Source organism: Paenibacillus agaridevorans, from assembly GCF_003112455.1.
Taxonomy (GTDB): Bacteria; Bacillota; Bacilli; order Paenibacillales; family Paenibacillaceae; genus Pristimantibacillus; species Pristimantibacillus agaridevorans.
This window is the reverse complement of sequence record NZ_BDQX01000339.1, coordinates 56,560-70,610: the sequence shown is the minus strand read 5'-3', so window position 1 is coordinate 70,610 and position 14,051 is coordinate 56,560. Positions and strand designations below refer to the sequence as shown.

Genomic DNA, 14,051 nt, shown 5'->3' with positions numbered 1-14,051 from the left:
AAAAAGGAATGATTGAAGTTGCTAACCGGACGCTATACAAAACAATTAAAATCCAATTTATTGCAGCTGCAGCCCCTTCACCCGTTTGGTCCGGAATGGTCTGCCCAGCGCGAGCTATCCGATGAATTAAAGCACTTTATTGTGCAGCGTGCAGAAGAATTTTTACATTTTGAATGGCCATCCCTGAATGCGGCACTCTTTATGGATTTTGCCAGAACGGGCAATAGAGTACGATATGAAACACCGTATTTCATCCGTCGTCACGCTCTCCAGGCTTTAATCGTAGGGGAATGGCTTGAAGGAAAAGGGAGATTCCTGGATGATCTTATCAATGGTCTTTGGGCTACTTGCGAGGAGACGACCTGGATATTGCCCGCGCATTTATACATGGGGCGAAGAAAGCAAGAGCCGCTCGCGGATGACTCCGAGCCTCTCATTGATTTATTTGCCGGCGAAACGGGCGCCTTGCTTGCATGGGGCCTTTATTTGCTAGAGCCGGCACTTGCAGGAGTAAGCCCTTTGCTGGTAGAGCGCATTCAGAAAGAGTTAAAGCGGCGCATCATCGATCCTTATCTGGAGCGCAATGATTTCTGGTGGATGCTGGAGGTTAACCCTTTTGGAATTAATAATTGGGCTCCCTGGTGCACGTCTAACTGTCTGGGGATTATTCTGCTGCATGAGCCAGACGAGGCAAGAAGAATTGAGGCCGTCGTTAAAGGGATGCGCACGCTGGATTTGTTTATCGCGAATTATACGGCCGACGGCGGCTGCGATGAGGGCAGTTCGTATTGGTACCGTGCCGGGGGATCGCTGCTTGACTGTCTTGATATCCTCTATATGGCCAGTGGCGGACAAATAAATATATACGATGAGCCGTTGATTCGTGAAATTGGGCGTTTTATGCTGAAAGCATATATTGATGATGATTATTTCGTGAACTATGCGGACGGGTCAGCACGTCAGTCGGGTACTCCGGTTTGTCTTTACAGGTACGGGGAGCGGATTATGGACCAACAATTATCGGCGCTCGGAAGACGTCTCCATCGGCAAAGGCGCGAACAAGGCATGCTGCTGCAGACGGAATGCCTGTATCGCGAGCTTCAAGAGCTTGCCTGTTACGTGCATTTGACCGCCCCTGGGCGGGAAGAGGTGTTCCTTCAAGACAGTTGGATGTCTGATTTGCAGATCATAACGGCGAGAGAAAGTTCAGAAGCGGCCAATGGCTTTTATCTATCTGCCAAAGGGGGGCACAACGCTGAAAATCACAATCATAATGATGTTGGGCAGTTCATTGTCTACCTTGACGGCAAACCGCTGTTAGTAGATCCCGGAGTAGGGACATACACTGCACAGACATTCTCCGAGCAGCGATACGACATTTGGTGTATGCAATCCTCCTATCACAACCTGCCTGCCATCAATGGATTCCAACAGCAGGCTGGCCAGGAATACGCTGCCCATTCTTGTGACTATAAAGTGACGCCAGAGAGGGCCAGCCTTACAGTTGAACTGGCAGGAGCCTATCCGGCCGAGGCGGGATTAGAGAGTTGGAGGCGAAGCGTGGAGCTTCACCGCATAGAAACGGCGAAAGTAACGATTAAAGAGGAAGTTGTCCTGCTTCAAGAAACGGCTGACATTGCCATGCATTGGATCACCCCATGCTTACCCGTATCTAAAACAAACCATGAACTTCGGCTAATCTCCGAAGGTCGGGAAACTGTACGGGTGCAATATACGGGGCCGTTCCTAAAATGCCGGATCGAGCGGATTGAACTTGAGGATGAGAAGCTTCGGGACGTGTGGGGAGAGCCACAGCTTTATCGTATTGTATGGATGCCCGAAAGCAGCGTTAAAACGGCAGCATGGCAATTTTCAGTCTTTCGCGAATGAGCAAGATCCTGACATAAGAAGTATGTGCTAGGACTTAGCAGGCCGAGAGGTAAAATTCAAGCTAACTGTCACGTCAGACAGCTCAAAAAGAAGTACATTGCCACATGAGCAATGTACTTCGAGTTAATTAATGTCGATTAGGCCTTCTTTTCGTCACCAGTCGCCACTGGATTCTCTCTATTCTCACCACCGAAGCAACGATGACTCTAAATTATTGTCCCACTATAGCAGCCGCGACTTCGACCAATCGCTCTCGCGGGAGCTTATCCATCGCCGAATCGAACAACTGATAATATACGTGCAGCTCTCCTTCGCCTTCCGCCCAAGCCATCCTTTGCATATCGCTGTCTTTCCCCTTCAGATAGAATGCCTCTATTTCGCCGATCGTCACTTTTTCCTTAACCAGTTTATCCAATTCGCTTGAATAAATCTGCCGCTCAGGTATGTTGTACCAGGCGCTCAACGTCAATTGATGCCCGCTGTCATCGCGATATACCGCGCTATACCCGACGGTTCTGCCAAGCGGCACCTTGCGCAAGCTGACACTTTCATCCCCGTCCGGGTCCCCCCAGTTCAAGTCGGGCGCCAGCTTGTTCAAATCATGCATAAGCGTTCCCTGATGGAAAATAAAGCCGTCTCCCAGTTCGCGCAACGGCTTATGTGTGCCGGTTTCGGCTGCAAATTGCTCAAATTCCAATTCGCCATATTCCCGCTCATGCGCGAGCCCGATATATCGATTTTGATCCCTCAAATAAAAAACTCCCGCTTCTCCTTCATGCAGCATATCCCGCAATTCCGGACCGATAGGTTCTATCGATACATCATTTGGTGAAACGCTGATCATTTCCAAAGAAACCGCCCCGTCCGGGGCAAACAGCTTCCACGATACCGCAGCATATCCAAAGCCGCATGCAAAAATAACAGCCGCCGCGATAAACGAAACGTACAATGCCTTGCCGCTCTTTCGTTTGATCGGATACCGGTCCGACTCCAGTCTTTGCCCGCTCCCGCTCTTGCTGCGAATCGCCTCCATCACGCGATCGGTCACATCAATCCGGGGCAATCGCTCTTCCAATGCGCTCAGATTCTCTTGCCATTGCATATTTTGTTGCTTCTCCATCTACATCCCCCTCCAATTCCATCCATATTCGCTTGAGCTTTAATTTGGCACGCTCCACTTTTTTGCGCAGCGCGGCAGGCGATTGGGGAAACGATTGTCCAATCTCTTCATACGATTTTCCCTCTATTACTCTAAGCACGATAAGCGACCGCTCGACAACCGTAAGCCGCCCTAGCGCAAGCTCGCTTTGCAACGCAACTTCCTTCCGTCTCGCCTCTGCATACCCGTCGTCCGCACCTTCATGGCCAAGCGGTTTGAGCAACTTCGACAGCAGCGCCGTTCTTCGCCGCTTACGCAGCACATTCAAGCAATGATGATAGGCGATCTTATATAGCCACGCTGCAAAAGATTGGTTATACACAAACTGCGACAGCTTCTCGTAACCTTTAATGAATACCTCTTGCACCGCATCCTCCGCTTCCTCCCGCTGCATCAGCAGATGATAGCAGTAGATGTACAATCGCTGCTGGTACTTTTCAATGAGTGCCTCGTATCGTTCAGTCGCCCCTTCCCGTACGGCGCGAATGAGCCCTTCGTCGGAAGCCTCTTCTCGTTCCCGTTCCGCCTCAAGCTCCATCGCATTCCCTCCTTTCAGCCTTTATGTCTGTATAACACCCGACAATGCCGTTTGTGACGCAGGTTCGGCTTGAAGCTGCCGTCCGGGTAGCCGCTGACCCAACCAGCCCACTTGATCATAGCCTCCGACCAATTTCCGGACAAATCAGACAGCACAGGTTATATGCAGTTGGGGCGTTCAGCCTGCAACAAAATAGGTGTAGCTTCGACGCAATTTGACATGCTACAATGAAATTATTCCAGTAATTACATAGTATTTGCAACACAACCAACCAAATTTGTAAGTGAAGGAGTAAATTATGAAGAGAATAGCAACAATCGCATTGTCAGCGTTGCTTACAATGGGCGCATTTTCCGGCTTGGCCAGCGCGGCCACAGAGTTGACTGCACAACAGAAGTTTGATGCATTGAAAGCAAAAGGGATTTTTGACGGTATGGATAGCACCGGCACATCGGCGCTCGATCAGAATATGACGCGTGCCCAATTCGCCAAAGTCGCAGCATTATTAACCGGTCTGAAAGTCGACAGTAACCCTGTCACTAGCACTTTCAATGATGTAAGTGCCGACAACTGGGCAACGGGATATATTGAAGCCGCCAAGAAAGCCGGCCTGATAGAAGGCGTAGGAGGCGGCAACTTTAACCCTAGCGGCAATGTTACCCAGGAACAGCTCGCCGCCGTGATGGTCCGTGCACTAGGGATTCAGACAGATACTAACGCTGTTGTGGGAGGCGTGTCGGATTGGGCGAAGGGATATGTGGCAGCTGCGGTTAATGCCGGACTCATTGCAGGTGTTACAGATTTCACTGCACCAGCCAAACGCGAAGCTCTGGTTGTCAGCTCCTATGCCACGGACGAACTGCAAACGGATATCAAAGCCGTTGAGAATGAAAACAAGCCAGCGATCGGCAAGCTGTTGGCGCTCGGAACCTTCTCCGCTAATGGAGATCAATTCGGTCCTCAGAATTCAATGACGAAGGAAGACGTGCTGCAAGCGCTCGACTCGATGACGAATGGCAAATTTGATGCCGCAAGTTTACAACTGAACGCGCCACCGACCTTCGCGGAAGTACTGCGCGCTTATCTGCTAGCGCTCGGCTATCCCGCTGATTCGTTGCAGGATGCGGACAGGCTGATCGACAAAGCCATCGACTCCGGAATCGTTAGTAAAGACAGCCCGCTTCTAAAGATTCAGCAACTTAACTTGCCGCTTACCCGCCAATGGGGCTCCTATCTGACCGCGGGCACACTGTTCGACGCCACAACGGTGACCGTCGACTCGAACGGCAACGTTAAGCAAAATGCCGACAAGCATCTAAGCGAGACAATGAAGCTGCCTGACGCGCCGATCCAGGTCAAGTTGTCCGACGTGCAGGATGTTCCGACTTACGACAAGCTCAGCCTAATCGACCCGAGCATCGAGGAGCGTGTGACGACTGTGCCGACGACTGTGCCGACAACTCCTGTTTACACAGATACGACAGCGCCAACGATTACAGGGGCAACGATTACACTCTCCGGGTCTCCTACGACTTCGAAGACGGTGACGATATCGGGCGGCAACAGCGGAACGATCGAACTGGACGTTACAGACAAACTGATTGGCGGCACGATTAGTGTCAGCGAAGCAAGTACGTTGACGATTACCAAGATTGGCGACATTGACCTGACCAGCCTTTCGTCAATGCTGACGCAACCGTTGTCGGCGGGCTCGAATCCGCTTAATCTTATCACCTTCCTTGATGACACAATCGACCCGCAGGATGACGGCATCTCTGCCTCGTTTCTCGCGAACCAGGCTACTTCCAACGGACTCGTAGTCAATGGTAACCTACGCGACAGTGCAGGCAATGTACAGCAGATCATACTGACGTTCTCATTCCCTACCTAATCTTTATTCCATATAAACAGGCTGACTCTCAGGTTGTACTATAACCCGGGAGCCAGCCTGTTTTCTATTGGTGCGGTTCGTCTTTCCAGGCGTTGCACTCTAGCCGGCTCAGCCCCGCACGCTAAGCAGGACCTACTCAATTAGATCACATCGATGCTTATATACCTCATGGTCATGTCTCTAAGAATCTACTAATCTATATCTTGTAAGCGATTACTAAGTTTAGGGAGGGTTGGCTCATTCAGCACCTTACGCCACGCTATTGAGATTTGCATGGAACGTAATTTAGTCAAATCGCAATGCCGCAAAATGATTTTCCATTATGTAGAGGAGGTATTTTTATGACAAGCGTCACCCGCATAGGAGAACGGGCTAAAAAATTTCTCTTGATCGGACTGGGTCTGGCGGTCGTGCTGCAAGCGCTCGTGTGGGCTCCTGCAACAACGTATGCTGCCGTCAAACCGCTCCCGGATCCGAACACCCCCCTAATCTTTGACGATTTCGACAACAACGGCGAGTTTAAGCAAGCTTGGCAGAACTGGTATAACCAATCCGGAGGAACAGGCACCTTCTCGAAGGTGACGGTCGACACGTTTAAAGTCGGCAAATTCGCGCAAACTCCGACCTCGAGCGCTTCGCTGGCCAAGTTCGAGCCCTGGCATCAGACGGTCGACCTGTCTGGCTACCGTTACTTGAATTTTAGAATGAAGAACCCCGGCTATCCCAACGCCCGCATTCGCATCGTCATCAACGACGGCTACAAGAACTACGACATGACGGGCGGTTTCGCTGCGATTCCGACGACTTGGACCGATACGCAGATCGACCTGGACGCGCTCAGCCCCAAGATCAATAAGAAGAGGATCCGCTTCGAAGTTTGGCTCAAGCAAACGGCTACCGGCTACGGAGAAATCCTGATGGATCACATTACGGGCACGACAGACAATACTGGCAGCTCGCCTACGCTGTCGGCCGCGCCGCTTACGTCCAACTCGGGCACGATCAACAATCAGAATACAACCTATACCTTCAAGGCGACTTATACGGATGCCGATAACAACAAGCCAATCGCGATGCAGGTGGTTTTCGGAGACAAAGCTTATAACATGCGTGAGGCCGACTTCACGGACACGAACTACGCCGACGGCAAGGACTACATCTACTTGTCGAAGCTGCCAGTCGGCACGACATCCTATTACTTCCGAGCGGCCGACGGTTCTTCCCCTGCCGCAACCACGACGCCTCAAAGCTCGCCGACCGTTGCGCAATCGTCGAACATCGTCGATGTCCTCGTGAGCCAAGTCGGCTACGGAGCGAACGATTATAAGAACGCCATCATAACCTCCACGACCTTCCTGTCCGACACCAGCTACCAGATCCTTGACGGCTCGAATACTTCGCTCCACTCCGGGCACATGACGTACAAAGGGATGACATGGGGCAAATATGTCTACGTCGTCGAATTCCCTAACATTAAGACGATCGGCGATAACTACACCATAAAGACGAACGGCATTTCCTCCTTCCCGTTCCCGATCACGGACAATGTATGGGACGACTACAAGGATGAAATGACCGCCTTTTATCGGATCCAACGCGCCAGCGTGGCGACATCCGATGCCTATCCTCCGGGGTACAGCACCATCCCGCCGTCGGATAAAGTGTTCCACCCTGCAGGACATCTCGATGACGCCATCAGCCTGGACGGCACGACAAGCTACAACCTGACAGGCGGGCATTATGACGCAGGCGACTACGGCAAGTACGGGGCCAATCAATGGGTAGGCGCGGAAATCGTCTTGGCTTATCTCCGGAACGTCGACTCGCCCAGCGTCAAATTCGATAACGACAATAACGATATTCCCGACCTCATCGACGAAGCGATGTTTGCCAGCGATTATCTGGTGAAGTTTGCCAACTTGTTCGACGGCGCAATGTACAACATTTCCCATCATGGCGCCTTTGTGCATCCGAACAAAGAAACCGATGGCATTCCGGGCAATTCGGACGACCGGAAGCTTCGTACCGACGTACTCAGCGTCGAAGGATCGGGCAAAGGCGCGGCAACGCTCGCGGCGACAGCGCGCGCGATCCGTACGGCAATCGCCGAAGGAGATGTACCGACGTCTCTCATCACGGATCTCACCGCTTCCGCCAACGAATATGAAGCGGCAGCCATTACGATGTACGACTTCATGGCCGCCAATCTGACCACCACTCCACAGCACGGGGATCCCAACAAATCGAAAATTTTCGCGGATGTCGAGATGTACCTGCTTACGAACGATGTAGCTTACAAGAATGCGGCAACGGCTGCCGCGAGCGCCCTCACGTTCGACGATTTGAGCTCGACGGCGTATTGGAGCATGCGGCCGATTGCGCTCGCCGAATTCTATCCGGTAGCCGATACGGCGACGCAAGCGCATATTAAGAACCTGCTTGATCAGCAGTTCCACTACGTCTTGTCGCTAATGGACGATACGCCGTACGGCGTCATGAACCAATTCAGCAACTTCGGCGTAAACGAGCCGCTTATGTCCTATATCGGGGATATGATGCGGTACTACGAGCTCTTCGGCGATCCCGACACGCTCCGCGTCATTCAGAGAGCGATGTACTGGGTTTACGGGCAGAATCCATGGAATATTAGCTGGGTGTCCGGCATCGGATCGGATTATGTCGACTTCCTGCATACCCGCCTGGATGAAGAAGCCGGCAACTCCGCAGGCCAAGGCGTTGTTATCCCCGGTGCAATGGTAAGCGGAGCGAATATCAAAAATACGAAGGATTTTTATAGCATCAGTCCTTGGTACGAAGACAGGTACCAAGGCGCGGACAATATGAACCAATGGCGTTACAACGAGTACAGCATCAACATCCAGGCAGGCATGCTGTACACGGTTATGGGACTAAGCACGATTAACAATGCCGCAACCTCTCCATCGAATCTGCCTGAGCTACAAGTGTTAAGCCCGATTATCGGGGATTACGTACGCGGCGATGTCACGGTATTCACCAGCACCAACGCCGGTACGCCCGAAGTGAGAACAGGCGGTGCTTATGTGCCGATGACGTTAGACGGCGCTGCCTATAAGTACACATTCGACACCAGCGCACTCAATCCGCTCTCCAATCACATTATGAGGATTCGAGGAAACGATACCTCGGGCAACTATTCGTTCAGCCATATGCACTATACGGTTGCCCGGCCGCTTCCGGATCCGTCGCATCCGCTGCTATTCGATAATTTCGACGGCAAAGGGGTATGGGGCTCGATCGGACACCACTGGGTGAACTGGTGGAACCAGAACGGCGGCAACAACGAAGGCACGTTCTCCAAAGTTCTGGATACACCTGGAAATAACGTCGGCAAGTTTACGCAGAATCCTTCCCAGACTAGCTCCGAGGCCAGGTTCCAGCACTGGAACGAATCGTTTAACGTGGACGGCTACCGTTACGTTAACATGAAGGTGAAGAATCCGAACCATCCGAATCTGCGCTTGAAGGTATCCATATCGGACGGCACGAACAGCTACTCCTTGACGGGCGGCTGGATCAGCATCCCTACCACCTGGACCGACTTACAGTTCGACACGAGCGCGGCTCCGGCTAACATGAACAGGAAAAAAGCTGTCCTCACGATTTGGCTGAAGCAGACGGTCAAGGGCTACGGCGAAATGTTCATGGACGATTTCCAATTCACGAATACGGCCAGCGGAACCGCACCGACGTTAACCGCAGGCAGCGTAAGCGCTGCAACAGGCAACAGCCAGACGAACTTCACGTTTAATGTCACGTATACGGATTCCGATAACCAAGCGCCTTATGTCGTGGAGGCCGTTATCGACGGCGTCGTACGTCAGATGGTCGAGGTTAACGCGAGCGACACGAACTACGCGGACGGCAAAGCGTACAGACTCGTCACGAGACTGTCGAAGGGCATCCATTCTTACTACTTCACGACGACGGATAAGACGTCCGACGCGGTCAGCACGACAGTGGCGACCGGCCCATCCGTCAGCTGACGGTAATCGAATCCAGGCACTGCAAAGGACAGGTTCTGTCTCAAAAGTAAGATTGTCGCTTGTTGAAATAGCTCACTTGATGAATGAAACGTCAAAAATGAAAAAATGGCGGTGCTAGGGCGTTATCCCTTCACCGCCATTTCTGGTTTTAGGTCTATTGCCGCCTCAGTGAGCAAATTGTGAGCGAGCGAAAGCCACCCGACCTCAAGGCTTACCTTCGGCAGGCCTCGAAGCAGGAACGTCGTTATTGTTGCTGTTACGAACTCCATAGTCGTTAATAACGCCTATGGGATGTTTTTGTTGCTGTTATGAGCTCCATAGTCGTTAATAACGCCTATAAGCTGTTGTTGCAGTGGGTCGGTCAAGGATAGGTATCCTGACCGACCATTTCCGTGTCTAACTGTGTGCATTACTGTCTCGCTATTATTTTTATATCTTTTGGGACAGCCCCTAGTTTTACGAATCGACGTCCTCTCCGCCAAACACAAAAGAAGTACGTCGCCGCATGAGCGATGTACATCTTCCGTTACTACTTAACTGTAATCTTCGATTACCGATATTTTTCCTTTTTGAAACTCAAATACAGACTTCCCCTTAAGCTGAATCTGATCTCCTTTTTTCAATCCAATGGGCAAATCTGCCGACAATATTGCTTCATAATCAATTTGAATCTCCGCTTTGTCGGCAATAGCGCTATAGTGAGTAATCGTTTGACACCGACTAGAGAACATCTTTGCGGAATTTTCCGCCAATTCTCTAAATTGTTGTATTCCTGTGATTTCCGTATCCATTTCGCCATTGGAATAATTCCTAAACAAAACTCCTTCATGCAAGAGCCCAAGCATACCTTCAATATCAAATGAATTGTAGGCCTCAATATAACATTCAATGATTTCTTTGCTGTTCTCACTCATTATTCAATCACCTCCTATTTTACAGAATGTAGCTACCGCAACGGTCAAATGACCGTAAAATTGACTCCATAAAAGAACAAATCTGCTTTTCTCGCAACACTTCGGGATGCAAGATTTTCCCAGGAAGTACTGTATAACGGGATACCGCCTAATTTCCGCACCGCCATTGCCCAACCGGCAACAACCGCTTCGGCATACCCCCTTCCACGAAACATTTCCAAGGTCTCAAGACCAGCCTCGTGTACTCTGGATGTGATGCGAACACTGCGGCAGATCGAGACAGCACGGCCTTCGCGCACTAGCGCTATACATGGTTTCACGTAGTCTATTTCCATGATCAGCCATTCGAAACCGCCGCGCAAATACTCTGTCACATTTTCCCGGGTGAGGCTGACCACCTGCATTGTCGGCGCGACTGCGTCAGGAACAAGAAAACAAGGTCCCATTGTGAACCGTTCTCCTTGGAGGAGATTTATATATGCTTCGAAATGTTTCGGCTTCGTCTGGAAATCCTTAGTGATCGGTTCATCGACGCACAATTCCTCCAATTGTTCGATAAGCATCTCCGGAACATCATATCGAAACCGACAGATAGCCGTTCCTTCTATAGTCCTCCCCAAGAAAAACCGGGGGGCGGCAGCCACTCCGGGCCAGGGCTCGTTTATCGTGCGAAGCCGAAGGTTCTGGTCATGTGTAAACAGCGCCTCAACATGAAACTCCATTAGCTCATTGGCGGTTGGTTTGATCTCTTTCTCGTCATTCATTCTTTTATCATTCCAATCCAATAAAATGAATGCCTTCGTTTCTTGTCACTATCAATGGTATCACAATGTCCAAATATTACCTTATCATTATTAGTTATAATCAATTTATCCTGCTGGTTGGTTCGTCCCACGGATAGCTTCGTAAAGTTTAAAGCAGTCCATCACCATGGCCAGCCTGGTTTGTAACCTATTGGCGGTTGTTTGCAACAAGACCGTGTTTAAACAATCGATAATAATTTTGAAATTTTTATTGACCTCTACACTAGTGTCAAACTTTAGAATAAGGTCGAACACAAATGAGGGAGGTATTTCCACTATGAGGAATGAGCGAAATGAGAAAGATGAAATTAAGAGTGAAAGACCAATTGGGGGTGGAGCTGTGGTAGAAAATGAAGACCGTAACCCAGTGACTATCATCGGGCTGGGCCCGATGGGACAGGCACTGGCTACTGCGTTTCTGAAGAATGGCCACCCTACGACGTTGTGGAACCGCTCCACCGGTAAGGCAGATGATCTCGTCAGGCAGGGTGCAGTGCTCGCGGATATGATTGCTGACGCTATCACTGCGAGTCCGTTGGTGATTATCTGTGTGTTGGACTACAATGCTGTGCAGTCGATCCTGGAACCTGTGGGAGATGTCCTGAGAGGACGCGTCTTGGTAAATCTCACTACCGGTTCTCCGGAGCAGTCACGCCGAACGGCTGCATGGGCCGCTGAGTTCGGAATCGATTATCTCGATGGGGTGATCATGACCCTTCCCACTACCATCGGAACATCAGCATCAGCCTTCTTGTACAGCGGACCGGAACTCGTATATGAGGCCGTACACCCATCATTGATGAGTCTGGACGGGAATGCCACCTATCTTGGTGCGGATCCTGGCCGGGCAGCGGCACATGACATGGCCCTGTTAGACTTTTTATGGGCGTCCATGAGCGGGTATGTCCATGCTCTCGCCCTAGCCGGCGCCGAGAATATTGCTGCCCGGGAATTTGCAGTCTACGCCCGAGAATTCGTAGCCAACATACCCGACATCATGACTCAAATAGCGAATCAAGTAGACGAAGGCAGCTACCCGGGCGACTTATCCAACATCATCTCGGCCGAGGCTGGCATGGGGCACATTATCCATGCTTCTGAGCACCATGGTATCGACGTCAGCTTTTTAAGCTCAGTAAGAACCTTTGCCCAGCAGGCAATCGACAAGGGCTATGGAACCGATAGTTTCGCGCGTGTAACTACACTGCTCAGAAAACCACAAGCATAGCTGCTAGGAGGACCCCAGTCCTGTATGGGCTGGGATCCTCTTATTTCGATGTTTTTTTCAATTTCCGTCTTTTCGTCATCTTCACGATTTGTTCATCCAATCGGTTCTTAACAACTTCCATCGCGCGAATTTGTTTATTGATTTGATCTTCCTTCTCCTGGTAAACTTCAAGCACATCATCACATACTTCATATTCTTGGGGACCGCTTTCATCGCATTTCGATAAATCCTGTATTTGCTCGATTGTCAGTCCTAAACCTAGATAGAATTGGATCCTTCTAATACGTTCAACGGCAGATTCATCGAACTCCCTGTAATCATTTTCAAGTCGAACAGCGGAAAGTATTTTTTTATTCTCATAATGCCTGATGGATCGGGTACTCGCTCCGGTTCTTTTGGACAATTCACTTATTTTCAATGAAAATGCCTCCTTCTGCTAGTATAGGCATCCCTCCCTTTTTGGAGAGGTAGCCAACCACCCTAGCAAGCCGTTCAATGCGCTTGTCTAATTATAGCATAATTTATAAGAATTCCTCGTCCGCACTAATGATAGCAGCCCTGCTATTCATCGGATACGCCGAGCGCTTTGTTCCGTTCTTTAAACCTCTCGTTATGCGACGATACATAAGCCATTCTCGGCGCCTCGGGATCCATGTACCGTTTGGCGCTGTTAAGCGCTAAGGCCGCATCCGTAAACGCCCCTGCAATCAGGTTGAGCTTGCTTTCGTAATTGGCGAAGTCGCCAGCCCCGAAGATGCCCGGCAAGTTCGTCTCAAGTCTCGGGCTGACGAATATGTTCCAGTCGTCCATATCCAGTCCCCAATCCTTGATGCCTGTAAAATCGGACTTCAGCCCATGGTTGACGATAACCTCGTCTATTTCCAGCTCGCGCGAGTCCCCTGTTTCGATATGGGTAATCGTCACCCGTTCAATCGTCTTTCCGTTGCCGCTGTATAACTGCGTGACTTCATATGGCGTAAGCACATCGGCAGAAGACTCCTTCATTCGAACAATGTTTTTCTCATGTCCGCCGAAGCGGTCGCGCCTATGCACGACTGTAACCTGGGCAGCGATGGGAACCAGCTCGTTCGCCCAATCGACAGCGGAGTTCCCCCCACCTGAAATAAGCACTCGTTTCCCCCTAAAAGGCTCCAGTTCCTGCACCGTATAGTGCAGATTGGACACCTCATAGCGCTCGGCCCCTTCCAGCTCCAGCTTCGCCATTCGCAGAATGCCTCGGCCGATAGCCAGAATGACCGTGCGCGTCCAGTGTTTCTCCCCCGTTGCCGCTTCCAGAATGTACGTCGAATCCGCTTGTTTCTCCAATCCGATGATGTGCTGGCCGAAGACAATTGTCGGGTCGAACGTCTTCGCTTGCTCCGATAATCGAGCGATTAACTTCTCGCATAGGATCGGCGCAACCCCTCCAACATCCCAAATCATTTTCTCGGGATAAATAAGCATCCGCCCGCCCAGCTCGTCTTTCGCTTCTATTAGCTTCGTCTTTAAATCGCGCATTCCACTATAGAAAGCAGTATACATTCCCGCAGGACCACCGCCGATAATCGTCACATCGTATAATTCAAGCTGCTCAGTCAATCGA

10 protein-coding genes are annotated in these 14,051 nt (G+C 50.7%); 4 read left to right on the top strand and 6 right to left on the bottom strand.

All coding sequences use genetic code 11. The annotated features are described in order from the left end of the window. The first annotated feature begins 18 nt into the window (after positions 1–18). The gene (locus PAT3040_RS26690; RefSeq protein ID WP_146200567.1) at positions 19–1,890 is read left to right on the top strand and encodes a heparinase II/III domain-containing protein; all 1,872 of its coding nucleotides are present in this window, start codon (positions 19–21) and stop codon (positions 1,888–1,890) included. 211 nt (positions 1,891–2,101) lie between these two features. Here the strand turns inward: PAT3040_RS26690 and PAT3040_RS26685 are convergent, their stop codons facing one another. Both PAT3040_RS26685 and PAT3040_RS26680 read right to left on the bottom strand, forming a co-directional pair. Beyond that, positions 2,102–3,010: a hypothetical protein gene (locus tag PAT3040_RS26685; protein ID WP_108995074.1), complete on the bottom strand. Its 909-nt coding sequence runs from the start codon at positions 3,008–3,010 to the stop codon at positions 2,102–2,104. After that, a complete protein-coding gene (locus PAT3040_RS26680) occupies positions 2,940–3,587 on the bottom strand; it encodes an RNA polymerase sigma factor (protein WP_108995073.1) in 648 nt (215 codons plus the stop codon). The genes PAT3040_RS26685 and PAT3040_RS26680 overlap by 71 nt, the downstream gene beginning before the upstream one ends. Positions 3,588–3,885: 298 nt before the next feature. Between PAT3040_RS26680 and PAT3040_RS26675 the strand changes: the two genes are divergently transcribed. Next, complete coding sequence (locus PAT3040_RS26675; protein ID WP_108995072.1) at positions 3,886–5,478, top strand: S-layer homology domain-containing protein; 1,593 nt, start codon at positions 3,886–3,888, stop codon at positions 5,476–5,478. Between the two features lie 341 nt (positions 5,479–5,819). Then, positions 5,820–9,503 (top strand): glycoside hydrolase family 9 protein, encoded by a 3,684-nt coding sequence (locus PAT3040_RS26670; RefSeq protein WP_181376852.1) that lies wholly within the window; start codon positions 5,820–5,822, stop codon positions 9,501–9,503. Between the two features lie 533 nt (positions 9,504–10,036). On the opposite strand, the gene PAT3040_RS26665 is transcribed toward PAT3040_RS26670, so the two are convergent. Further along, positions 10,037–10,417, bottom strand: coding sequence for a nuclear transport factor 2 family protein (locus PAT3040_RS26665; RefSeq protein ID WP_108995070.1), 381 nt, complete (start codon positions 10,415–10,417; stop codon positions 10,037–10,039). A 44-nt stretch (positions 10,418–10,461) separates the two neighbouring features. After that, positions 10,462–11,181, bottom strand: a complete 720-nt coding sequence (aac(2')-IIb, locus tag PAT3040_RS26660) for a kasugamycin N-acetyltransferase AAC(2')-IIb (protein ID WP_108995164.1) — start codon at positions 11,179–11,181, stop codon at positions 10,462–10,464. Between the two features lie 316 nt (positions 11,182–11,497). Here aac(2')-IIb and PAT3040_RS26655 point away from each other — a divergent pair, with 316 nt between their 5' ends. After that, positions 11,498–12,448, top strand: a complete 951-nt coding sequence (locus PAT3040_RS26655) for an NAD(P)-dependent oxidoreductase (protein WP_108995069.1) — start codon at positions 11,498–11,500, stop codon at positions 12,446–12,448. A gap of 40 nt (positions 12,449–12,488) precedes the next feature. Here PAT3040_RS26655 and PAT3040_RS26650 read toward each other — a convergent pair whose 3' ends face one another. Then, positions 12,489–12,866, bottom strand: a complete 378-nt coding sequence (locus PAT3040_RS26650) for a MerR family transcriptional regulator (protein ID WP_108995068.1) — start codon at positions 12,864–12,866, stop codon at positions 12,489–12,491. Between the two features lie 143 nt (positions 12,867–13,009). Continuing rightward, on the bottom strand, positions 13,010–14,047 hold the full coding sequence (locus PAT3040_RS26645; protein WP_108995067.1) for an NAD(P)/FAD-dependent oxidoreductase: 1,038 nt from the start codon (positions 14,045–14,047) through the stop codon (positions 13,010–13,012). Positions 14,048–14,051: the final 4 nt, after the last annotated feature.